This is a genomic window from Ferrimonas aestuarii, from assembly GCF_005116665.1.
GTDB lineage: Bacteria > Pseudomonadota > Gammaproteobacteria > Enterobacterales > Shewanellaceae > Ferrimonas > Ferrimonas aestuarii.
Genome location: NZ_SWCJ01000010.1, coordinates 69,094 through 93,218 on the forward strand (window position 1 = coordinate 69,094; position 24,125 = coordinate 93,218).

Here is a 24,125-nt window from a genome sequence, read left to right on the forward strand (position 1 = left end):
CAGGCCGTATGGATTCTGGGGTGGTTTCGAGGCTACAATAGCGATTTTATCGCACATAGTATCACTAACAGGCTGGTACCTTTTCGAGCCAGCATGAGTGAATTTTAGGGTATAGAGATGCAACAAATTAAAAATAGAACTCGAGGCTTCACCTTGATGGAGCTTCTCATCGTGATGGTAATCTTGGGCCTGTTGATGTCTTTGGTTGCCCCGCAAATGTTCTCAAAAGTGAGCTCAACTAAGAAAAAGACAGCCGCTGCTCAGATGCAGATGCTGCAGACCTCTATCGATACCTACCTGCTGGACATCGGCGATTACCCAGCAAATTTAGGTGAATTGCGTCAATCTAGCCAAGATGGTTGGGATGGTCCATATCTTCCTAAGGACGTTCCTATGGATCCATGGGGTAACCCTTACGTTTACCAAGTCCCAGGAAATGACGGTAAGCCTTATCTTTTGATGTCCTATGGTAAAGACGGTCAAGTTGGCGGCTCTGATGAGAACGAGGACATTGTCGCCGAATGAGTGATTTAGTAACGATCTTGAGGCATTTTGATGTCACGTCTAGTGATCTCGAAAAGGCCAAGTTGTATCAAGCCAAGTACGGTGGTCATCTTGAACAGTTGCTGGTTAACATGGGGGCTCTGCCCGAAGACCAATTGATCAATGTTTACCATCAATTGTTCGACTATCCGTTTTTTAATGGCGTAACCGGTAATGCGTCGGCGGAATTGGCTGACAAGTTCGACTTGAATCTTGAATTCCTACAACAGCGAAAATGGTACCCGGTTTCGTTTGAGGAACAGCGAGTTCAGTTTGCTACGGCTACCCCTCTGGATCGTGAAGTTCGGCAATACCTCACTCTTATTGAGCTGCCATTTGATATCTTGCTTGCTGAAGAGAGCGATCTGCAAGGATTGTCTCAGCAAAGCGCTGATATGGGGGACGCCATTGATGATGTCGTGCTGTCAGACCTTGAAGAGGACAAACTTCGAGAGTTGGCCACCGAAGCCCCTACGGTAAACCTACTAAATGGTTTAATCGCTCGTGCGCTGAAGCAAGGCGCATCAGACATGCATATCGAACCACAAAACGGCCGCTATCGAGTTCGCTATCGAGTTGATGGCGTGCTGCATGAAGTGGAGCAACTGCCTCGACGTCTGCAACTGGCGGTGCTTTCACGGTTGAAAATTCTGTCCGGAATGGACATCGCTGAGCGTCGTCGACCTCAGGATGGCAAGATCGAGATGAAGATCGCCAATATCGAGTTGGACATTCGTGTTTCAGCTTTGCCCCTGAATGATGGCGAGAGTATGGTGATGCGATTCCTGCGAAAGGATTCGGTGACCTACGATATGGATGTGCTGGGTTTATCTGCAGATACCTTCAGCTCCATTAAAGAGGATCTTCAGCATACCGCTGGGGTAATTTTGCTCACTGGTCCAACGGGTTCAGGTAAAACCACTACCCTTTATACCTTCTTGAATGAACTCAATGGCGATGACGTTAAGATCATTACTCTGGAAGATCCGGTGGAATATCAACTTGATGGTGTTAATCAGGTTCAGGTTCAAAGCGACATCGGCTTCGATTTTTCTGCAGGTCTTCGTTCCATCGTTCGTCAGGATCCCGATGTGATCATGGTGGGTGAGATTCGAGATCAGGAGACCGCTCGCATTGCCATGCAGTCTGCACTGACGGGTCACCTTGTTTTCAGTACCGTGCACACCAATGATGCGCCATCGGCTTACACTCGTCTTATCGACTTAGGGGCGGAAGAGTATCTGCTTAACGCGGCCATCGTCTCCATTATTGCCCAGCGTTTGGCTCGTAAAATCTGTCCTCATTGCTCAGTCCCTCATCCTGACGCGCAAGAGTTGATTGAAAAGTACAAGTTGGTTGAACTTGCCCAGCGAATGGGTGTGGAGACGATTGATTTACGTCAATCAAAAGGGTGTGACCACTGTAATCACAACGGCTATCGGGGCCGGATGGCACTGATTGAATACCTTCGTTGTGATGACACTATTCGAGCGATCCCGAAAGACGCCCACTTCATCGGCAAGGCGCGTGAACACAATCGTCAGCAGGGGCGTAGAACCTTGATGGAAGATGGTTTGTACCGCGCTATGTTGGGGCAAACTACCATCGATGAAGCAATTCGAGTATCTGGATAATGGCGCTATTTTCCTATCGCGGTTATGACCTAAGTGGCAATGAAGTCAAAGGCGAGATTGATGCCAAAGACAAAGCGCTGGCGTCAACATTGCTGTTAGAACAGCAGATCACCGCCGTTGAGATCAAGCCGGTTGCCGGCGAAGGAATCTCCTTTGGTAGTAAGAAAGTCAATATCGAAGACATTGAGTTTCTTACTTCCGAGTTGGCCATGTTGTTGGCTAATGGGGTGCGTATTGACCGTGGCTTGGGCATTCTTGCCAAGAAAAAGGGGCATCCGAAACTTACTGCCCTTACTCAATCTTTGCTCGAGAGTGTGAAGCGAGGAGAACCTCTGGCCGATGCGCTGGGGCAGTTTCCCGAGCACTTTGATGAGCTCTATCTCAACCTGGTTCGTGTCGGCGAGGCCAGTGGCACATTGCCTACGGTGTTTGACCAGTTGGCAGCGGATCTTAAGTTTCGCAGACAGTTGAATCAAAAGGTAAAGGGAGCGCTCACTTACCCTATGGTGATTCTGTTTGTTTGCGTTGCCTCAGTGATGTTTATCTTTAACTTTGTGGTTCCGCAACTTAGTGGCATGTTTGATGGTAACGCGGAGTTGCCTTCCTACACGGTTGCGCTGCTGAGCACCAGTGAGTGGATGCAGCAGTACCAAGGGTTCCTATTTGCTGGTTTGGCTGCCATCGCCATTGCCATCAAAATGAGTGGTCAAAATAAGCCCCAGTGGCGTCTTAAACTTGAACAACGGATCGCTAATCTACCGGGGCTGCGCGCGTTGGTCGTGCTCACCGAGCGCATCCGCTTTAATACGGCGGCGCAGATGATGCTGCGAGCCGGGATATCCATCGATCAAGCCATTGGTCTGGCGGCTGGTAACGTCAAAAATCGCGAAATTCGTCAGGTGTTGCTGTCGGCCAATGACGCCATCAAAAAAGGTCATCCACTTACAGAAAGTCTCAGCAAGAGTGTGTTGTATCCTGACCTTTATGTATCGCTTCTTGAAGTTGGCGCAGAAAGTGGCGATCTTGAGCCGGTATTTAAGGAGATCGCCAGTCGTTCTCGAGAAGAGTTTGATACCGCCACCACTCGATTTACGGCGTTGTTGGAACCGCTGCTGATCCTCTTTATGAGTGTGATTGTTGGTGGTGTAGTGATCGTAATGATGCTGAGCATCATGTCGGTGAACGACGTTGGTTTCTAGAGCTCGCTCTCACCACCCACTTGGCTTCACCTTAGTTGAGATGCTGGTGGTGATGGTTCTGATGGGAATCATGATGTCGCTGGTTGGGCCTCTGGCAAATAACGTGGTTGCCAAAGCACAAGCGCAAACGGAGCGTTTGCAACTGGAGTCATTGATCAAACGCTCTAGTTTTCGGGCGTTTGCCTCTGGGCGTGGCGGAGTCATTGACTTTTTTGACAATCAGGTTGTTGGCGAGTTCGTTCCGAAGAAACAGGAGGTGGTGACGTTCGAGACACTTCACTTCCCAAACCAAAGGGTGACATTTTCGAAATCGGGGTTTCCTCAATCCCAACAACTTATTGTTGAGTTGCCAAATCGCACCATTAGATTAAATCTGCTTAACATCATCGATGGTGAAGGTCAGGTGATTGATGCGAAAGGCTAGTTCTCGAGGGTTTACGCTTATCGAAGTGCTGTTGGCGTCGGTGATTTTGTTCACTGTTCTGTCCGTTATGACCGTGGTGTATCGACAGGCGACCCTTTCAAGTTTAAAAGCCGAATCGACGGTTCAAGCCAGCAGCCAACTTATGTTTATCGTCGATAACATCGCTGAGCGTTTACATACGCAAACTTCGGCTTCAAGTACCCAAGGTCAAGGCAGCTTCCTTGGGGTGCAATACCAATGGAGCGCAGAGCCCGCAATGCGGCGCCAACCGACTAAGCGTTTGGACCCAGTAACGGGTATTGAGATCACACCGCAGCGTTGGTTTACGTTGTGGCGGGTCGATTTAACGGTCAAGGTGCAGCAGCAAACACGTAAATATCAGTATCAGGAGTTGACATGGACTCCAAACTAAAGGGGTTTACCCTAGTTGAAATGCTGATCACTCTGGTGATCTTAACCTCAGTGCTGTTGTTGGCAACTCAAGGCTATGCCAGTTTCTCCAGTCGTTGGGATGGCCAACTAGGACGCTTTCAGAAAGTTGCCAATGATGCGCGTTCGCTGTTGCTAGTGAAGCAGTCTCTCAATGGTATTCGAGCTTACGTTACCGTTGATAATGCCAATAAGCCGCGGCTCTATTTTGAAGGCAACATCAATGGTTTTGTGGCTGTGACCAACTCTGGAGCTTTCCGGCCGGGGGCGCCAGCTGTGATTCGATTGCAATTGGTGGCTGAGGGTAATTCAGGCTATCGCCTTGAATATCAAGAGTGGCCTATGGTCGATAACTACCTGCTTAAGGTAGACCAACAGGTACCGTTTTCCGAACCGATTGTGCTAATGACCGACTTAGTTAATCCAAGGTTTGACTATTTCGGGGTTGAGTCTCTGTCTCGTTATAATGGCATCTCGACGCCAAAGCCCCAATGGTTTGAGGGTTACAGCAGCGTAAGGCGCCAATTGATGCCACAAAAAATCCGTTTGTCTTTGTCGGAGTCAGAGATGGTGCTGTTGAAGATCACGGAAGATAGGAACTTGTTGTCAAAATACAATGGGGAGTTCCGCGGTGCATAAAGGCCAGCAACAAGGTATTGCCCTGATTCAGGTGCTATTGATCAGCATGGTGGTTAGTTTGCTGGCTCTCTATTTTGTTGGTTCGAGCCGTGATCAGGTGACCATGGCCTCATTGCTTCAACAGAGGGCTAAGGCCCAGTTAGAGGTTCACAGCGCTAGAAATCGCATGCTATTTTCGTTGATGACCCATCAGACTTTTGAGACATCGTCTTCTAGCGATGCAGTGGTTAATCATTGGCGATTCGATGGTAAACCGTTTGAGTTTGGTGGCGTAGAGTACCGCTTACAAGACCAGTCTGGATTGGTTGGGGCAAGATTCCCCAATAAAGAGTATTTGAACCCCTTAATCGAGTCTCAGCTTGGAGGCGTGAATGCTGAGCGGATGCGGCAGTCGTTAATTGACTGGCAAAATCCTAAGGTTGAATCACAGCTTAATGCAGTAAACCAAGGGCTCAATGGGGCAGAAGTGCGAAAGGGTGGTATGTTATCCTTGAACGAGCTGAGGTTTATCCCTAACTGGGGGCCAAAATCAGCAGGGGTGATGACTCCGTATCTGACGCTGTATTTTGCCAACTTTTTTAGTATAAGTAGCGCGCCGGATGCGGTGATTCGAGCGCTGTTTCCCGATGTTGCAGATAGTTTAATTTCGTTGAAAAACGAACGTAGGCTGACTCGACAAACATTCAGCCAAGCAACCGGTGAATATCCGGATGCCAGTTTTGTATTTTACCCAGGACCATACATCGAAGTATCCGTGACCGCCTCGTCTGGCGAGTCAATTGTGACTGAGTCTTGGGTAATAAAATCTCAAGCGACAGAGAAAGAACCTTATTTGGTACTAGAAAATCGATAATGAACCAAGCTGATAAATCAAATGCGTTGGCCACTAGGGTTTTTGCGCTTTTACAACGGAAAGTCTCCTTTGAGCTGTCTAAGCGGCTCTGTTTAGAAGACTCAACATGGCAAGCCGAACAGAGTATTGGTTTAGCATCAGTCATTGGCCGTGAACACTATTTTGAGAGAAGCCAGGACTTTCCCATCGCGAATCGAGGGGACTTGGTGAAGTCACTGCGCCTGATGCCTTCTCAGTCTCCTATCTCGGATACGGAGTACTTTTTTATTGAGCGTCGCTCGGAAAGCAGCCATAGGGTGACTTTCTATAGTTTCCGAAATAGAGACCTATTGGATCGCCGCTGGTTGATACCAGAAAGCCTGTTGATCAAGTTAGCCATGAAGAAGTTGCAATTGTCTGCAATCGATGTGGTTAGACCCGATGGAAAACGGCTGTTCGCTTTATCTGATGCCTCTGGTCAATACACTAGTCTAAGTAGCGACAACACCCCGACTATCGAAAAATACGCCGCGGCACAAGGGGTCGCGTTAGGTGAGGTGGCCAATGAACAAGCGTATTCTGACTTGGTATTCAAATGTTGGTTTGATGCGCTAATTGGTGGGTATCCAGGACTCTTTGGACAACAAAAGCGTCGTGAACTGCCCGCAGCTCAAGCGCTGATGGTGGCTACCGGTTTGTTGGCTGGTTATTTGGCTTTGAGCTCTGGAGTCATTTCAGCGCAACACTGGTTGGCCCAATCAAATTTGGATGGAATTAAAGGTGAGACCGTATCGGCCTTAGCTTTGCAAAGAGAGTGGCGAAAGCAGCAAGGCAGTTATCAAGCATTATCTGGTTCAATAAGCCAAGTGACTGATACTTCTGTTGTTTGGGAGATTATTGCTGCCATGATGGCAAAAGACGACGATCTGGAGCTTAGCCGCATTGAGCTGAATCAGGGGCAATACGTTATTCGTGGTACGGCAACGAAAGCCTCAGACATCTTGTCTGAGATTAATGAGTTTCCCGGCACCACAGCGGTTGCATTTACTCGCCCTGTGCGTAAAGAGCGCCGTGGTTTTGATGACTTTGAGATCGAGTTTGAGATGGGAGGGCAGGGCTGATGAGCCTACTTGAGAATAAACCCCTTCTTTACACCTTGATTGGCAGCCTGGCATTTTGTCGATTCGTGGCGGTTCCCGTATTCGAATGGCAGCAACAACAGCTTAATGACATCTCATCACTGCAGAGTCGCCTTCAGAAGTCAGCCGTATTGGCGGAAAATGCGACCTCTTATGAAACCTCTGTTACTGAGCTCAAGGCTGCTAATGAACAGATGGCCTCGTCGTTTGTTGCTGCTGGAGAAGCACTGCCTTCACAGTTGTCGGTTCAGAAACAATTAGAGTCCATCGCCAAACGCAACGGCGTCGACCTTCGCAGTATTAACTGGCTTCCAGTAAGAAGCGAAAATGGGGTCAATCTATTGACCGCGAAGCTGGTTATCCGGGGTAAAAGTAGTGATGTGATCGGCATGCACTTGGACTTAAGCCGTTTCTCGAAAGTCAGTGAAATCGTCAAATTTGAGCTTCAGATGCGCAGTTGGTCCGGTGGCTCTGGCACCAAAATGAATGCTGAAATTGATATGGTTATTTATCAGCTTCAGGAGGCCGCATAATGGCATCATTTGCACTTAATCGCAGTAGCCAATGGTTGGGAGAGCACCGTTGGTGGCTGTTGCCTCTGTGCGGTATCTCACTGCTTGTGGCGTTGATTGACTTGGGGCAGCGGGTAATCGTTTCTGGTGAGCCGGTTGAGTCAGAGCTCAGTGATGTTGCCCCTAAAGCCGTGGTATGGGCACCACTAGACGAACAAACTCAGGCAAAACGGTGGCAACCATTTAAAGCTCAGCAACAGGCGCTTGAAGGCTCGGACTCTACAACTGAAAATGCTGAAGATAAGCTGATGTCCAAAGAGGAGCAATTGAGTCAACAGGGAAATTTGAATCAACTATGGGTTGATGATAAGACCTATCGTTTGATGGGAGTGTTTACTCAGGACAGCAGTGCGTTTGCTGTTTTGCTTGAGCGTGATGAGCGAAATAACACCACCAAGCGCCGGCAAGTATCGAAGGGGCAATCCTTAGAAGAGTATTTAATTTCCGGAATTGGAAAACAGTCGGTAGAGATTCAAGCCGGTGAACGTTCAATCCAGTTGCAGATTTTTGCACAACAATAACAATGCGAAATTTAAACATGAAACACACAGTTATCACCATCACTCTGGCTGCCGCATTGTCAGGTTGCGCTGGCTCAGGTTTTGAAAGAACAAGCGACTTGGGGTACCCAACTTCCAATGATCCATCTTATCAGTTGGAAAAGTCCTACCTTCATGAGCCGGACGAGCAGCGTAATCAAGCTAAAGAGTCTGCAGCACAGGCGGAGCAAGCTCAAAGTAAAGCTGACGAACGAAGCCAAGGTGCCCAACAACTCCCAAGTTTGAAGCGTTCGCAGACGAAAATTAGCAACCGCAGCGCCATCAATCTGCGCCTAGATAGCAATGACCAGTTGAAAGTGGCAGCAGAACAGATGCCGGTATCTCAATTTGTGCACTACGCGCTAGGAGAGCTACTGGGGCTTAACTATGTGTTTGGCCCTGGTGTTGAAAAGTCTGGTAAGACGGTTACCTTAAACCTGCAGCAGCCGATCAGCTCTCAGCGTTTGTTTGAGTTGACTCAAGAGTTGTTGACCCAAAATCAATTCAGCATTAAGCAAGATGGTGAACTGCTGCTTATCCATCAAGCTGAGGCCAACGGGCGTGCAAGTGTGCAGTTTGCTATCGGCAATGAATTTAACCAAGTGCCTAATGTTACTGGTCAGATTATGCAAGCGGTGCCGACCAAATTCGGCATTACTCTGTCCATTGAAACCACTTTGCGCTCACTCGCCAGTGCCAAAATCACCATGGATCGTGACCAGAGCATCATTTTTGTCCAGGGTAAGCGGGAAGAGGTGATTCAGGCGATGGAGCTCATCGCCATGTTGGATAAGCCTGCAAACCGAGGCAAGCACATCGGACTCATCGAGCTGAAGTTTGCCAAGTCGGCTGATTTTATTAAAGAGTTGGTGCCGCTGATGCAGAACGAAGGCATCAGTACCTCGTCAACCAGCTATTTGAACAACTCGTTGGTATTGGTTGGGCTTGACTCTGTAAATAGCGTGGTGGCTTTTGCCAGTGATGAGTCTATCGTCAAACGCGTTGGGTTTTGGACCAAGCTTTTGGACAAGCCTGCCAAGGGCAATGCGAAGTCCTACTTTACCTACCACCCACGCTATGCTCGAGCTTCGGATATTGGTCAGTCATTAGGGCCGCTACTCGGCATCAGTATCACCGGTGGCGACAGCAGTAATTTTGATAGTGAAACTGGGAAAGCCCCTTCGACCAGTCGAAATACCATGGGGGGGCAGAGTGAAGACCTGTCTATGGTGGTCGATGAGCGCTCGAACTCCATCATCTTTAAAGCAACTGGGGCGGATTATCAAGCCATGTTGCCCCTTATTGAAAGCTTAGACATTTTGCCGAAGCAGGTGATGCTAGACATCACCATTGTCGAAGTAAAACTGCAGGACCAATTTAATCTGGGGGTTCAGTGGGCGCTCCAGAAGGGGGATTTTAGCGTCGGCACCGGCTTTGAAGTAGGTAAAAGTGGATTCAGCCTGAGCTTAAAGGGCGACGATGGCTCTGCATTGGCCGAGGCCTTTGAGAGCAATAAGCTGTCTAACCTGCTGTCAAATCCTAGTATTTTGGTGAGGGATGGGGTAACTGCCAAGATTGCTGTTGGGGATCAGATCTCCATTGTTACCGGAACATCTCAATCCTCAGGGTCCGAAGATGCCCCTATTACGACTAATAGCGAATACCTTAAAACCGGTCTGGACGTTGAGGTAACGCCGACGGTGAATGCCCAAGGGGTGGTGATCATGGAGATCAGCCAGACCATTACCAATACGGTCGCCAGTAGCTCAGAAGGTGGTGGTAATCCGGATCTTTTCGAACGTAGCTTGAGCACTGAGGTGGTGGCGGAGAGTGGCCAAACTATCCTGCTGGCTGGTTTAGTCAGTGGCACTAGCTCTGACGAAGATATGTCAGTACCAGGTGTGAGTGACATTCCGTTGTTAGGAAGGTTGTTTAGTACGGAAGATCAAAACGGCGTAAAAACTGAGCTGGTCATGTTGATCACCCCCAAAGTGATTCACGACAGCAGTCAATGGGGCGATTTGATGAGTGACTTCCAGCGCGGCTTGACTCAGATTACCCTTCCCAGCCAAACACTTGCTACTGACGATGGAACAGTGCAGAATAATTGACGTGATGATCAGTAACCTTATCTAACCCCGCTCTGCGGGGTTTTTTTTTGCGTTTTTTAGGCTTTAGCGCGAAGTTTTAAGGTCGACAGTGGCAATAAAAGCAAGGCGTGCCCTTGGCGGGCTGAGTCGTACTCAGCGTTAGTCTGCTTTCGGTGTTAGTGGAAGGGTGGTTGAAAATTAACCGTTTGGCATTATTGGTATATACCTTTTAGTTATGACTTTTCTGTTTTTTATTCAGCTGGGACATCCCTCTTAATGCCTCTTGTATTCTTTCGCCTAAATTTTGGTCGAATTCTTCGGCAAGGGAATTAGGAAAGCGATTAGATAAAGGCATATTTATGGAACTATTCGCTGGAATCGTAGAACGTCTTTAAATATGTTTGACTATGTCGTTAAGCCATAGTTGATTGAAATCGAGTTGTTCAATAGCTGTGCCTGCTCTTTTAGTAGGCAAACTTAAACTGGGATGGACTCACTGCGGGGCCTAGGTGACTGTAATTCTGGAGGAAGGTCCAGTGCTCTTTCTCTTTTGATTTGGTTTGTCAATACGCTGATAAAAGCGCTCTTAATGGTCATCGAGCCTTTTGAAATAATGAATTGGACTTAAATAAGTCCGGTTTGTGATCCCCCCGACAGTTACCGTTTTTTTCAATTTTGACATCCATTAAAGATGGTGTACTTTAACGCCCAGCAGATGGTGGGAAAACTCTCACCACTGATAGATTCAAGAAGATTGATGATGGTTTGATGCTTTTATCGGCTATCGTTTGATTTGGGTCATGATTAACCCTTTAAGAACGTTGACAAAAGTTCAGGTCTGCAATTAACATTCTTGCTGGTTGCGTCAACTGCTTTGGCTCCTTTCCTGCCTTGGCAATACCAATTTTAATGACGCGAAGTAAAACCTTACGTTTCATGAAACTATGATAAGGAAACATCACATGAAGAAGTCGCTTATTGCTCTGGCAATTGCTTCTATCGCTACTACCGCTTCTGCTGCTAACCTGGCAGACAACACCACTGCAGGTATCGTTTCTGTAGAAGGTAACGCACTGCACACTCAAATCACTGCTCCTACTGTTTCTGTAGTTCTGGGTGCTGAGTACACTGTAGGCGATCTGATCACTTTCACCATCTCTGGTGCTGAGCTGGATACCACTACCGTTCCTGCTACCATCTCTGTAGCTCAGAACGACACTCCTACTCCTGACCTGATCGGTATCACTCTGGGTCTGCTGAACAAGACTGCAACTACTGCTACCTACCGTGTAACCGAGCTGGACAGCTCTGGTCTGACTGAAGCTCCTACCACCATCGGTCAGCAAATTGACCTGACTGGTCTGGTTGTTAAAGCTGATACTCTGGGCTCTAAAGCTACCATCGCGTACACTGCTGAAACCGCTAATGGTCAAGAGCTGGACAGCTCTGCTAAGAACTCTGGCGACCTACTGGTTGCTAAGACTCAGTTTGTAGCTGCAGTTGCCGATGACTTCGATGCTATCATCGATGTAAACGAGCAGCGTCTGAAGTTCTCCACTACTTCTGGTGGTGCTATCGATGCGGTATCTGACGACCTAGATGCAACTGTTACTGACAACAACTCTTCTTGGTTGAACGCTGGTACTCCAGGTAAGACTACTTTCACCGTATCTGGTGATTTTGCTTTCCTAGACAGCGACAAAGATACTGACGGTATCCAGCCTGCTGCTGACGTTGTAAAGCCTTCTGGTTCTCCTGCGTCTGTTAAAGTAACTGAAAATGCAATCACTGTTGAGTACACTGCGTTCACCAGTGCATTCACTCTGACTCTGGATCTAAACGGTGCTACTGCTAACACTGAAGCTCTGACTAGCCCTATTGGCACTCAAGAGTTCGGTCTGGACGTAGACGTTGAGTTCGCAGCTAACTCTAAGACTGCTACTGCTGATGTTGCTGAGCTGGAAGCTGGTGCTTGGGAACTGAACGGTGCTGTGGTACACGTACCATTCATGCCTTTCCGTGATGGCTTCAGCCCAATCGTTAACATCTCTAACGTGTCTACCCAAGAAGGTGACATCGAAGTGATGGTTTACTACTCTTCTACCGAAGATAAGAAGCCTGAGTCCTTCATGCTGGGTGTTGCTGCAGCTCCAGAAGCTCAAACCAACATCACTTCTGCTCTGCAGAAAGCTGGTATCGAAGGTGACGTAGCGCTGGACATCATCGTTAACGCTCCTAAGGATGACATCGAAGTTAACGCTCTGTACTTCCAGGGTGGCGACCGCGCTGTTATCAACACCGTTAAGCAGTAATCATTACGCTTAAATTGTGTTAAGAAGCGGGCTTTAGCCCGCTTTTTTGTTTTTTAGTTTTGTATGAAGGGAGTTCCTGTGCCTTTGCGTCCATTTTTTTTAGCGATTCTATTTTTTTCTTTCGTAAATATGCCCATTCAGGCAGCGCATCTGCAGGTTCCTAAATATTTAGTGTCTAAACAAGGCTTGGATACTGAACAATACGTAGACCTTACCCTACAGCTGGTCCCAGAAACACAGTATGGTGTCGGGGACGTATTGACCTTTGAAGTTAATGATGGCGAGATTCTTGGGGCTGGCGCCCTTAGTAGTGCTGATGGCTCTATTACCGCTGGCTTAATGAACAGTACCGGCAGTAGTGTTAGTTACCGCATTACTTCTACTAACGGACTGAATGTAGGCAAGCCTTTAACATTGAACGATCTCCGGCTCAGTTTGAAACCGCTTCAATTGACTGAGCGCCAGACTATTAGTTTTTACAACTATGGATATGGTGGCCACTTAGTAGAGTCTGTGATGGGGGAGCCCTTGCTGGTCTTGGCTGAACAGTTTACTGCCGAGGTCTCTCACCCATTAGACCGTCATATTAACGTTACTGAAGGGATGCGTGAGTTTGTTGGCTCTGGGACAGATAAGCACCAAGATCAGTTACAGTTTGTGTTAAGAAAACAACCGAAACAAACTTTTGATCAACTGCTTCATCCGGCCGAGGGCCGTCGCGTTCAGGTTCTGTTGCAAGGTAACTTTGCCTTCCTAGGGAAGGCGGATCAATATGGCGAAATTGTTGGTGCCGAGTCGCACTTTAGTTTGTCGCCAACAACGGCCAGCGAGCGGCTTCAGGTTTTCCGAGACCACCTTTTAATCGAGTTAGATAGTCGAGAGTTGGCTCCTGAGCAGACTATGACTCTAACGGTTGATATTGCCAAATCTGGAGAGGAGCAGGCTGAAGCTCCTCTTTCGAGTCAAGAATTTTCTGCCAAAGTGATTCAAGATTATATCGAGTTCGACGGTTTTAGCTTGGAGAAGACCGAAAACCTAGCAATGGGACAAAATTGGGGAGCCTGGCAAAGCAGTGGTGCTCATTTTATCGTACCTTTTTTGCCGTATAGAGAAGGCATGAGTGTTTCAGTTGTTGTTAGCAGTTTGTCTTCTAGGCAACTCCCCATTATGGCTAAGATCTACTTTTCTGACGGCCGTGCCCCTCTTGTCATCGACTCATTGGCAGAGATACAGCCGAATACGATTTTAGACCTGGAGCCTGCGTTAAGTGAGTTAGCATTAAGCGATGACGTTGCCATTGAGCTACTTATTGATGAAGAGCCCCACTTAATCAGTGTCCACAGCCAATATCGATTACCCGATGACATTACTGTGATTCGTGCACACAAACGCAATCATTAGAGATGTAGCAATTGTTGTCGTTTTTTTGCTCTCTATCACTATTGTTAGCTGCTTTTCGTTGTAACCTTGGCGAGACTACTCTGTAGCCTTACCATTGCTACTTGTCTGATTTTTCGAATAATGTCTTTGTTTGATGTTTGTGAAATTAATGGTGGCTATGATGTTTTTGCTTTGTTATGCTCAGGGAAAGTGGTCGGATTACGCTGTTCTAGTTTAGTCCTCATCAATTCCACTTTTGTATTGAGTTTTAAATGTAAAAATTAATGCAAAATTCATTTTGCTCAATTTGGTGGGATACACGAATAGTTACCACTTTTAATGTTTCATGAAACTAAGATTAAGGAAAGTCACATGAAGAAGTCGCTTATTGCTCTGGCAATTGCTTCTATCGCAACCACTGCTTCTGCAGCTAACCTAGCAGACAACACCACTGCGGCAACCGTTTCTGCAGAAGGTAATGCTTTGCACACCCAGATCTCTGCTCCTACCGTTTCCGTAGTATTGGGTGCCGAGTACACAGTAGGCGATCTGATCACCTTCACTATCTCGGGTGCTGAGCTGGATACTACTTCTGTTCCTGCTACCATCTCTGTAGCTCAGGATGCAACTCCAACTCCTGACCTGATCGGTATTACTCTAGGTCTGCTGAATAAGACTGCTACTACTGCTACTTATCGTGTAACTGAGCTGGATAGCTCTGGTCTGACTGAAGCTCCTACCACCATTGGTCAACAAATTGATCTGACTGGTCTGGTTGTTAAAGCTGATACTCTGGGCTCCAAAGCTACCATCGCTTACGCTGCTGAAACCGCAAATGGTCAAGAGCTTGACAGCGCTGCTAAGAACTCTGGCGACCTACTGGTTACCAAAACTCAGTTTGTTGCCGCTGTTGCCGATGACTTCGATGCCATCATCGATGTAAACGAGCAGCGTCTGAAGTTCTCAACTACCAGTGGCGGTGCTATCAGCGCGGTATCCGACGATATGGATGCTACTGTAACTAACAATAACAGTTCTTGGTTGAATGCCGGTACCCCTGGTAAAACCACTTTCACTGTATCCGGTGACTTCGCTTTCCTAGACAGCGATAAAGATACCGATGGTGTACAGCCTGCTGCAGGCGTAGTGACTGCATCTGGTTCTCCAGCATCAGTTAAGTACACTGAAGAAGCCATTACCGTTGAGTACACTGCGTTTACCGGTGCATTCACTCTGACTCTGGACTTGAACGGCTCTGCTGGTGCAAATACCGATCCACTGACTAGCCCTATCGGTACTCAGGAATTTGGTCTGGATGTCGATGTTGAGTTTACTGCCAACGCCAAGACTGCTACTGCAGACGTTGCCGAGTTGGATGCTGGTGCTTGGGAACTGAACGGTGCTGTGGTACACGTACCATTTATGCCATTCCGTGATGGTTTCAGCCCAATCGTGAACATCTCTAACGTGTCTAACCAAGAAGGTGACATTGAAGTGATGGTTTATTATGCTTCTACTGAAGATAAGAAGCCTGAATCCTTCATGTTGGATGTGGCTGCTGCTCCAGAAGCGCAGACCAACATCACCTCTGCACTGCAGAAAGCTGGTATTGAGGGTGACGTAGCGATGGACATCATCGTTAACGCTCCTAAAGATGACATCGAAGTTAACGCTCTGTACTTCCAGGGTGGCGACCGCGCTGTTATCAACACCGTTAAGCAGTAATGACACAGCTTAAGTGATGTAAAAGGCGGGCATAATGCCCGCTTTTTTGATCGCATGTGGTGACAATATGGATGCCATCGGTTGTAGATCGTCCTATTGTCGCTGCTGGGACGGTGTTGCAATTCAAATTGAGACCCATTCAGAGCTGAATCTGTTCTGTATCTGAACGCCTAACTCCCGTTGCCTTCTTCCCCTAGCGCTAGCCCTTGATGCCGCGGTAGATGAGCACTTATACTAGCCACTCTCGCAGACTAGAGCATGTTAGCAGCGGATGCCTCTGTTCTACGCCTATCTTCAAGCAACGTGACAACGACAGATACCCGTTCTTTTAAATCGTGACACGGTTGGTTCGTTGTTAAGAGATGAATCGAAATTTGAAATCTAATATGAGTGTAGACTGATGGCCTGTTACTCCTCTCAGCAACTTGTAGAAATGGGATTTGCCCGCGTTGGTCAAAATCCTCGGATCAGTACTAAAGCCAGCTTTTATGGAGTGGAACGCATAGAGCTTGGTGATAATGTCCGAATTGATGATTTCTGCACTCTATCTGCAGGTGCTGGAGGGATTAAACTCGGTAACTGCATTCACATCGCTTTGTATAGCTCAATTGTGGGTGCTGGGCGGGTAGAGCTAGGTGATTACGCTAACATTTCTGGTCGCGTGTCAATCTACTCCAGTAGCGACGATTACTCTGGGGAGTGGATGACCAACCCAATGGTGCCTGATGAGTTCACTAATGTGACCCACGCTCCGATCAATATTGGCAAGCACTGTATCATTGGTGCCGGAGCGGTAGTCCTTCCCGGTGTGGATCTGGGAGACGGCGCAGCTGTAGGCGCGCTTAGCTTAGTAAACAAGAGCTTAGCTGAGTGGCAGATATACGCTGGCCAACCTGCAAAGCGAATAAAATCCAGAAGTAAGAACGCCATTAAATTACAAGAGAAGCTTGAGCTTCATGTAGAAAATAGTTAATTCAGAAATGAGCAGTTAATGAGAACTCTTTTTATTACTGGAGGTGCTGGTTTTATCGGCAGTGCCTTAGTACGTTATTTGATTAACGACACTAATAACCGTGTTGTTAACGTCGATAAGCTCACCTATGCAGGCAATCTTGAATCTTTGGCTAGCGTTTCCGGTAGCGATCGTTACCACTTCGAGCAAGCGGATATCTGTAACGGTGAGAAGATGGTGGAGTTGATGCAGAAGTATCAGCCCGATGCCATTATGCACTTAGCTGCAGAATCTCACGTAGATCGCTCTATTGATGGTCCAGCGGTTTTTATTGAAACCAATGTGATTGGAACTTATCAGCTTCTGGAAGCCGCTAGAGGCTATTACAAGAGCCTAGAGGGCAAAAAGCGCGATGGATTCCGGTTCCACCATATCTCTACTGATGAAGTGTATGGCGACCTTGAGCCCAGTGACCCGGCCTTCACAGAAACCAACTCCTACGAACCAAGCTCGCCATACTCTGCCAGTAAAGCCAGCTCTGATCACTTGGTTCGTGCATGGCATCGCACCTACGGTTTGCCGGTGTTGGTGACCAACTGTTCGAACAATTACGGCCCCTACCACTTCCCTGAGAAGCTAATTCCTCGAATGATCTTAAATGCGCTTAGTGGCGAAGCGTTGCCAGTATACGGAGATGGTCTGCAGGTGCGTGACTGGTTGTATGTGGAAGATCATGCTCGAGCTTTGTATCGAGTCGTGTGTGATGGCGAAGTAGGTGAAACCTACAACATTGGCGGTCATAACGAGCACACTAACCTGGATGTGGTTAATCGACTGTGTGAATTGCTGAATGAGCTTGCTCCTAAGCCTCTGGGTATTTCAGATTTTTCCGAGCTAATTACGTTTGTTACTGACCGCCCAGGCCACGATCGACGCTATGCCATTGATGCAGCAAAGATGACTAAAGAATTGAACTGGAATCCGCAAGAAACCTTTGATACCGGCTTAAGAAAAACGGTGCAATGGTACCTGAATAACGGTGAATGGTGCCAGCGAGTACAAGATGGCAGCTACCAAGGTGAACGTTTAGGAGTCGATGCGTAGATGAAAGGCATTATTTTGGCGGGGGGCAGTGGCACCCGTTTATACCCAATCACCCAAGGCGTATCGAAACAGTTACTGCCGGTTTATGACAAACCGATGATCTTTTATCCCTTGTCAGTGCTCATGCTTGCGGGTATTCGCGAGGTTTTGATCATTACTACTGAAGAAGATCAGGCTGGCTTTAAAGGCCTTTTGGGAGATGGTAGCGATTTTGGCATTGAGCTTAGCTATGTGGTGCAACCCTCTCCGGATGGTTTGGCGCAAGCCTTTATTTTGGGCGAGGAGTTTATCGGTGATGATTCAGTGTGCCTGATTCTTGGGGACAACATCTTCTATGGTGGCAACTTCTCTCCCAAGCTAAAGCAGGCCGCGCAGATTACCGATGGTGCCCGAGTATTTGCTTATCAGGTCAAAGACCCAGAGCGGTTTGGTGTGGTGGAAGTTGATCAAGATATGCGAGCGCTTTCTATAGAAGAGAAGCCCGCCAAGCCGAAGTCCAATTATGCGGTAACTGGGCTTTACTTCTATGATAATCAAGTTGTTGAACTGGCTAAGACCATCAAGCCTTCTTCAAGAGGTGAGCTTGAGATTTCCTGCATCAACCAAGCTTATTTGGAACAAGGTAAGTTGGATGTGGAGATCTTAGGTCGAGGCTTTGCTTGGTTGGATACCGGAACTCATGACAGTTTGATGGAGGCCAGCAACTACATTCAAACCATCGAACATCGTCAAGGCTTCAAGGTTGGCTGTCTCGAAGAGATTGCTTATAACCAAGGTTGGTTAGACAAAGCGAAGCTGGTTGAACGCGCAAAACTGTTTAAGAAAACTCAGTATGGTCGTTATTTAGAAGGGTTAATCTAGTTTGATGTTGGTTCATGTGTTTGAGAATGATCCCCATCATTATAATCAGATGGTGCCTTTCTTTAAGAAAACCGTTACGGAGGCTGCCGAACAGTTAGTCTGGTGCAGAGCACCGAGAGGTAATGAGGCGGGTGCTGAATTAGACGATTCAGATTACCGTTATTATCGAGATTACAAAGAGTTGAGTCGTTGGTTAAAGGCACTACCAGCTTCGGCACGCGTTGTATTCCACAGTTTAACTGATCGCCATTTAACGCTGGCTTTGCTTAATTGGAAAGGCATTCGCAATGCTATGTGGGTCAGTTGGGGCGCCGATACTTATCGCTACTGCGATCGCCGTAGTGATTGGCGGGTTTCTCTGGGCTTTATTCTTCATCGATATTTAGTAAAACGAATGAAGAAAGTCATCGCTTTGAACCCGGGGGATGCGAAGCTCATTACGTCGACGTTTGGCTGCGAGCGGGTTGAAGTGGTGCCATATCCGTTGTTGGGTGTGGATAGTAATTTGAAACGCAGCCGGAATGATGAACAACGTCACGTTCTGTTGGGCACATCGGCGGATAAGAGCAATGAGCATTTTGAGCTTATCGATCGTGCATCAGAGATAAAAAGTCCATCAACTCAGTGGATCATGCCGTTGAATTATGGCGGTAATGAAGACTACATCAATGAAGTCATTCAATACGGTGAGGCGAAGCTGGCTGGGCAGTTCCAACCAATAACTGAGATGCTAGCTAAGACAAAGTACGATGAGCTGCTTATCAATATCGACGGCGCCGTATTGGCCCATAAAAGGCAGAAAGGGCTATATGTCGCTTATTTCATGCTGATGTCTGGTAAACCGCTGTTTGTTAGAGACTCAACTACTACATTTAAGAACTTTACCGATATGGAGTTCGTGGTTAGTGGCCTTGAGCAGTTATCGTCGATTTCGCAATGCGATGGTGATGCCCGTTTTGCACAAAACTCACAACGATTCTGGTCGACGTTTAGCGAACAAGCGTTGATGCCTCGTTGGAAGCAGGTGTTGGTCGCTTGAGTATAGGTAACATCGCTTTACGAGGCGTGTCTTGGACTGCACTGGGAACCGTGGTTCGAGGTGTGGTTCAGTTTACTCGTTTGATTATCGCGGCCAGAATTCTAGAAGCGGCAGAGCTTGGTGCATTAGCCTTAGTCAACTTGGTGATTGGCTTAGCTTTCATTATTGGTGATGGTGGTTTCGCTAGCGCGTTCATCTACTACAGGGATTTAAGCCAATCACGAAAAAACCAGCTGTATACGCTATCTATTCTTATCGCGGCGGTGTTGTCTCTGGTTTTATTCTCAACGTCGAGCATTATTGAATCATTCTTTAACATACCAGGCAGTGGTCTGCTATTGGCCTGGATTGCCCCTATTTTCATATTTCGAAGCCTTTCCCAACTGCCTATCGCATCTCTTCAAAAAGAGCTGAAGTTTAAAGATATTGCCAAGATTGAGATCGTAAGCTCATGTTCGGGCCTGGCGCTCATGTTTGTGTTGCTGCATTTTGACTATCGAGCGCTGGCGATTGTTTGGAGCCAGTTGTTCGCGGTTCTAATGCTCTTTATCACTATGCTTTTTGTGGGTCGAAAGCATCTGTTTTCGCTGTCATTGATTCATTTTGAGCAGATCCTTGAGCCACTTAAGTATGGCCTATATCAAACCGGTGATGCTTTAGTTAACTATCTTAGCTCTCAGTTTGACCAACTCTTGATTGGTAAGGTGCTGGGTGCTGAGGTTCTTGGGTTTTATGCGTATATCAAAGATCTGGTTTTCCGACCCGCGTTGCAACTGATTAATCCTATTGTTAATCGAGTGACCTTCCCATTGATGGCGTCCATTGGAAAGTCTCAAGAGAAGGCAAAAGTTTACGCTGGCGTTTTAGAGATTCTGTCTCTCATCAATATTCCCCTCTACCTGTTTATGGCCTTTTACTCTGAACTAATCCTGACGATTGTTTATGGCCAGGAATGGGCTCAACATGGGACACTGATGTCGTTAATGTCCATCTACATGATGCTGATTTCGTTGGTGAACCCCTCTGGAGCATTGATGAGGGCGACCGGGGAGGTTAAGAGAGCATTCTGGTGGAACATTTTTGTTACCGTTGTTCGCCCAGGGGTTATTATCGCCTCTATCTCTGGCGGCATCGAAGCTGTGGTTGCTTCCCTAGTTGCACTGCAAACGCTGTTGTTCGTTTTACATGTGAAATACTTGATTAAGCCAGTTGTGAACTTAAGGTATATCAGCGTATTCGCGCCTATTTTACTCCCTGTTTTCGCAGCTATTTCCAGTATTGCAATGACTCATTATGGCTTGAATTACGGCGGTAATATAGGTGATGAAATTTTAGCGCTGGTGACTGCTCTGGCTTACATCATTATTGTTGCCCCATTCTCTGTTAAAAAACTAAAGACCATTTTAAGGAAATAACTGTGCCAGGCTTTGTCGGTTTAATTGAAAACAATTTACGTCAAGAGACATTAGGTAACGCTCTCGGCAATCTGTCGGGTGAGCAATTGTACAGTGTTTTTTCAAAGGGCTTTGGCTTTGGATTTAAGAGCATTCGAGCTGGTGTTGGCGATGACAAGTACGAAGATGAGCGAATTCTTGTTCAAGTTTTCGGCTATTTGACCGTTGGCGATCTGCCAGCCAAGACCATAAGCCAGCATTTGGCAGAGCGCTATGCTGACGATGAATTGTTTGAATGCTTGGAGCAGCTAAATGGCTATTTTAGCTTGCTGATTTTTGATAAGTTACTGAATAAAATTCATTTAATCAGTGACCGTTATGCCACTATGCCGCTCTATCTTTGGATGGATGGCGATCGTTTATTGGGGTTCAGTTCAGAGTTGAAGGGCGTGTCTCTCAATCCGAGCTTTGAGTTGGACTTTGATAAAGAGGCGATTCAAACATACCTAAATGTTGGCCACTTCTTAGCGAATCGCACTTGGTTTAAATCCATAGTCAGAATGGAGCCTTCGACGCATATATCGGTGGATCTGACCACTGATAAAATGGAGAAGTCCCGTTATTGGACTTGGAGTACGCTATCTAAAAGGAATGATATCTCCTTTGATGAGGCCGTAGAGACCACGGGTAGGTTGTTTAAGGCTAGCATCGGTAGGTGTTTGTCTGCAGTAACACAGGACAATTTGTCCATCACATTGAGTGGTGGTCTGGATTCTCGAGCACTGTTGGCTGCAGCCGTTGATGATTATCACGGGGAGATCCAGAGCTTCACTTTTGGTAAAAATGGTTGTGATGATGCGGTGATTGCCGCCAAGGTCAGTGATGTCGCTAAGGTAAACAATCACTTCCGAGAAATCGAGTCGGACAATTGGTTTGAAGGGCGAGAGCATGGTGCCTGGTTGACCGATGGCATGCAGAATGTACTGCACATGCATACATTAAACTCTGTCCCCGCGATCCAAGCGCACTCTAACTTTTTGCTTAATGGCTATATTGGCGACTTAGTTTTAGGTGGCAGTTACCTTCTTGAGGGTAAGAACGACGTAAAGGTAAGCATGGCGGATCTAGAGGCGGCGTATGGCGATTCGGCGTCTGATGCTGACTTAGATAATGAGTTTTTCGACTTCTCATCCACGGACCCAATTTTTATTCAAAATAGGTGCTCTCGATTTGTGTCATTGGGCTCAGATTTGTTGTCCCATGATTTACTGAGCTTAAAACCATTTTGTGACGTCGAACTGTTGGATTATGTTTATGCTTTGCCTGATGAGTATCGCCGTAATGGCAAGCTTTATCACTCAATGTTATTGAAGTTCTACCCTAATTTCTTTGCTGAAATCCCGTGGCAGGATACCGGTAAGCCTATTACCGGTAAGGATCCTGTTGTCGAGCAGAGCGATCAATTAAGTTGGAAAGCTCGTCTTCGCCGCCATTTGGTTCGTGTTATCAAAGGCAGCGTTTTTGAAACCGGCGCCAGGTGGCTACATCGACGCTTTGGAAGCGGTAACAAGTCTTATGTGGACTACAACTTTTGGTTAAGAGATGCCAAATTTGAGAGCTGGACTAAGTCGCTGTTGACCGATAAAAATGCTGTTTTACAGAGCGTTATCGGCAAGGAAAACATCGATACATTGCTTTCCGGTTTCTATCAAAAACGCACCGTTCATGCGGAGAGCATTGGAAGCTTGATCTCAGCAGAACTTTACTTCAGAAAGCTGATGGATAGAAAGCAAAACGCTCCACACTGATCATAAACTCAGCTGCCAACTCCACTGTGCCCAGAAAGTGGAGTTGGTTTCATTACTCTTTTCTTTAAACTGGGAGTAACTTACCTCTGCGCTAAGTTCTAGCTTGCCTTTTAGCAGTGGAAACTGGTATCGAGCTTCAACTTGACTCACTTGTTCAGCTTGATCGGTAACCGTATTGGGGCCATTCACCGAATTGCTGTTGTCGTGGTTGAGATCGAGATAGCGTAGATTTACCTGCCACTGGTGGCCATTGCGGTGATTGGCGATGGTACCAAAGGTATAGGTATAAGCATCGTTATCATAGGTACTGCCGATATTTCGTTTCTGATAGCGGTAGCCGGTTTTGTAGATAAAATGCTCATAGGCACAGTTGTACTCACCGTTACATTTCGGCGAGGTATCACTGAACTCTAGGAAATGACGAATCTGTGAGTTACCCAGCGCGTAGCTGATGTCCGCACCAAATAGGTAGCTTTTCGCTTGAAATGGAGGGAAGCGGTCGAGACGGAAGCTGTCTTCACCCATGCTTTCCGCGTACAAGCCCACAGGCAGTTCGAATAACGTGCCACTAAAGCGCATGTCCACTGCGGCAAGTTGGTTACCAGGCTCGTTGAGTGAGCCCGTGTTGTCATCTCCTGTGAGCATCGACTTCCAAGTATCAAAGCCGCAATCTCGGCCGTCACCACAAAGCTGCGCACTGCGAGAGATACCAATCTCCAATTGCGGGATCGGCTTGGCGCTGGCTCGGAAAGTCCAAAGTAGGGTGTCTTCGACGGTGCGGTCGTCATTGAGCCAGCCAATACCAGTGTTGAGTGTCCAAGGGCCAATCCAAGACAACCACTTAGTTTCAAAAGCGTGGGCGTGATTGCGGCTCAAGTTAACACTGGGTAACGGACGAGCATTGGTACTCATGGTAAGCGCGGTATCCCAGCCCGGTCCCCACCACATGGCTTGTTGACCTGCTGAGAACACCCAGTTTCCCCATACCATAGCCAAGTAGGAGTCATCAAAACGAAGGCTCTCGTCATCTTGGGCATCGGCAGCATAGGTGACGGAGAGTTTTCCTGAAAAACGGCTCCCAAGGTACTCCGCAGAGACTGTGGCTTCTCCGGTTTCTCTAACGGTGCTGTCAAAGTGCTGGAAGCGCGGCGTGTCGCTGGCGCCACCAAACTCCGCTGCAGCAGTCAGTCCGCCATCCGTTTCCCACTGAGCTCGGCGGCGGACGCGATATAGAGCGTCTTGGCTTTCGTCGGATAAAGTGAGGCCATTGGCATTTTTAAGATCCGTTAATATTCCAGACCACATCAATGGAAAGGTGTTTACCGGTACGGTAATGACACCTTCGTCTGCGAGGCGCTGAATATCTGCACGTAGGTATACGTCGTCAGGATTAACCCATGGGGCAGCTTGAACCGTGCAGGTGAGCAAAGAGAGTACGGTAAAGAGGGGTCTTAAGGCGTGCGACATGGATTAGTATCATTAACGGTAAGGGAATTGCAGCTATTATATG

At 47.3% G+C, this 24,125-nt stretch carries 21 protein-coding genes; 20 read left to right on the forward strand and 1 reads right to left on the reverse strand.

The genetic code is table 11. The features are described from left to right. Positions 1-117 precede the first annotated feature (117 nt). The 20 genes from gspG to FCL42_RS13470 all read left to right on the forward strand — a co-directional run bounded on the left by gspG (position 118) and on the right by FCL42_RS13470 (position 22,615). Positions 118-525 (forward strand): type II secretion system major pseudopilin GspG, encoded by a 408-nt coding sequence (gspG, locus tag FCL42_RS13375; protein WP_205729269.1) that lies wholly within the window; start codon positions 118-120, stop codon positions 523-525. Beyond that, positions 522-2,177: a GspE/PulE family protein gene (locus FCL42_RS13380; protein WP_136863924.1), complete on the forward strand. Its 1,656-nt coding sequence runs from the start codon at positions 522-524 to the stop codon at positions 2,175-2,177. The genes gspG and FCL42_RS13380 overlap by 4 nt, the downstream gene beginning before the upstream one ends. Continuing rightward, positions 2,177-3,376, forward strand: a complete 1,200-nt coding sequence (locus FCL42_RS13385; RefSeq protein ID WP_136863925.1) for a type II secretion system F family protein — start codon at positions 2,177-2,179, stop codon at positions 3,374-3,376. The genes FCL42_RS13380 and FCL42_RS13385 overlap by 1 nt, the downstream gene beginning before the upstream one ends. Continuing rightward, positions 3,366-3,800: a prepilin-type N-terminal cleavage/methylation domain-containing protein gene (locus FCL42_RS13390; protein WP_136863926.1), complete on the forward strand. Its 435-nt coding sequence runs from the start codon at positions 3,366-3,368 to the stop codon at positions 3,798-3,800. Before FCL42_RS13385 ends, FCL42_RS13390 begins: the two co-directional genes overlap by 11 nt. Then, complete coding sequence (locus FCL42_RS13395; RefSeq protein ID WP_136863927.1) at positions 3,787-4,212, forward strand: type IV pilus modification PilV family protein; 426 nt, start codon at positions 3,787-3,789, stop codon at positions 4,210-4,212. The genes FCL42_RS13390 and FCL42_RS13395 overlap by 14 nt, the downstream gene beginning before the upstream one ends. Further along, positions 4,197-4,868 carry a PulJ/GspJ family protein gene (locus FCL42_RS13400; protein ID WP_136863928.1) on the forward strand — a complete coding sequence of 224 codons (672 nt, stop codon included), beginning with the start codon at positions 4,197-4,199 and terminating at the stop codon, positions 4,866-4,868. Before FCL42_RS13395 ends, FCL42_RS13400 begins: the two co-directional genes overlap by 16 nt. Next, a complete protein-coding gene (locus tag FCL42_RS13405; protein WP_169308391.1) occupies positions 4,861-5,721 on the forward strand; it encodes a type II secretion system protein GspK in 861 nt (286 codons plus the stop codon). Before FCL42_RS13400 ends, FCL42_RS13405 begins: the two co-directional genes overlap by 8 nt. Further along, positions 5,661-6,821, forward strand: coding sequence for a hypothetical protein (locus tag FCL42_RS13410; protein WP_136863930.1), 1,161 nt, complete (start codon positions 5,661-5,663; stop codon positions 6,819-6,821). The genes FCL42_RS13405 and FCL42_RS13410 overlap by 61 nt, the downstream gene beginning before the upstream one ends. Then, positions 6,821-7,372 (forward strand): type 4a pilus biogenesis protein PilO, encoded by a 552-nt coding sequence (pilO, locus tag FCL42_RS13415; protein ID WP_136863931.1) that lies wholly within the window; start codon positions 6,821-6,823, stop codon positions 7,370-7,372. Before FCL42_RS13410 ends, pilO begins: the two co-directional genes overlap by 1 nt. Beyond that, entirely contained in the window at positions 7,372-7,932 is a 561-nt protein-coding gene (locus FCL42_RS13420; RefSeq protein ID WP_136863932.1) for a hypothetical protein, read from the forward strand. Before pilO ends, FCL42_RS13420 begins: the two co-directional genes overlap by 1 nt. A gap of 17 nt (positions 7,933-7,949) precedes the next feature. Further along, a complete protein-coding gene (locus FCL42_RS13425; RefSeq protein WP_169308393.1) occupies positions 7,950-10,061 on the forward strand; it encodes a secretin N-terminal domain-containing protein in 2,112 nt (703 codons plus the stop codon). 941 nt (positions 10,062-11,002) lie between these two features. After that, positions 11,003-12,352, forward strand: coding sequence for a hypothetical protein (locus FCL42_RS13430; protein ID WP_136863934.1), 1,350 nt, complete (start codon positions 11,003-11,005; stop codon positions 12,350-12,352). Positions 12,353-12,430: 78 nt separating this feature from the next. Beyond that, positions 12,431-13,753 (forward strand): hypothetical protein, encoded by a 1,323-nt coding sequence (locus tag FCL42_RS13435; protein ID WP_136863935.1) that lies wholly within the window; start codon positions 12,431-12,433, stop codon positions 13,751-13,753. A 351-nt stretch (positions 13,754-14,104) separates the two neighbouring features. After that, positions 14,105-15,457: a hypothetical protein gene (locus tag FCL42_RS13440; protein WP_136863936.1), complete on the forward strand. Its 1,353-nt coding sequence runs from the start codon at positions 14,105-14,107 to the stop codon at positions 15,455-15,457. 400 nt (positions 15,458-15,857) lie between these two features. After that, positions 15,858-16,430: an acyltransferase gene (locus FCL42_RS13445; RefSeq protein WP_136863937.1), complete on the forward strand. Its 573-nt coding sequence runs from the start codon at positions 15,858-15,860 to the stop codon at positions 16,428-16,430. Positions 16,431-16,448: 18 nt separating this feature from the next. Beyond that, positions 16,449-17,513, forward strand: a complete 1,065-nt coding sequence (rfbB, locus tag FCL42_RS13450) for a dTDP-glucose 4,6-dehydratase (protein WP_136863938.1) — start codon at positions 16,449-16,451, stop codon at positions 17,511-17,513. Beyond that, positions 17,514-18,374, forward strand: coding sequence for a glucose-1-phosphate thymidylyltransferase RfbA (gene rfbA, locus FCL42_RS13455; RefSeq protein WP_136863939.1), 861 nt, complete (start codon positions 17,514-17,516; stop codon positions 18,372-18,374). Positions 18,375-18,378: 4 nt separating this feature from the next. Then, the gene (locus FCL42_RS13460) at positions 18,379-19,413 is read left to right on the forward strand and encodes a TDP-N-acetylfucosamine:lipid II N-acetylfucosaminyltransferase (protein WP_136863940.1); all 1,035 of its coding nucleotides are present in this window, start codon (positions 18,379-18,381) and stop codon (positions 19,411-19,413) included. Continuing rightward, the gene (locus FCL42_RS13465; protein WP_136863941.1) at positions 19,389-20,828 is read left to right on the forward strand and encodes an oligosaccharide flippase family protein; all 1,440 of its coding nucleotides are present in this window, start codon (positions 19,389-19,391) and stop codon (positions 20,826-20,828) included. The genes FCL42_RS13460 and FCL42_RS13465 overlap by 25 nt, the downstream gene beginning before the upstream one ends. A 2-nt stretch (positions 20,829-20,830) precedes the next feature. Next, positions 20,831-22,615 carry an asparagine synthase-related protein gene (locus tag FCL42_RS13470; protein ID WP_136863942.1) on the forward strand — a complete coding sequence of 595 codons (1,785 nt, stop codon included), beginning with the start codon at positions 20,831-20,833 and terminating at the stop codon, positions 22,613-22,615. On the opposite strand, the gene FCL42_RS13475 is transcribed toward FCL42_RS13470, so the two are convergent. Then, positions 22,616-24,082 carry a capsule assembly Wzi family protein gene (locus tag FCL42_RS13475; RefSeq protein ID WP_136863943.1) on the reverse strand — a complete coding sequence of 489 codons (1,467 nt, stop codon included), beginning with the start codon at positions 24,080-24,082 and terminating at the stop codon, positions 22,616-22,618. It lies immediately after the preceding gene. Positions 24,083-24,125 lie beyond the last annotated feature (43 nt).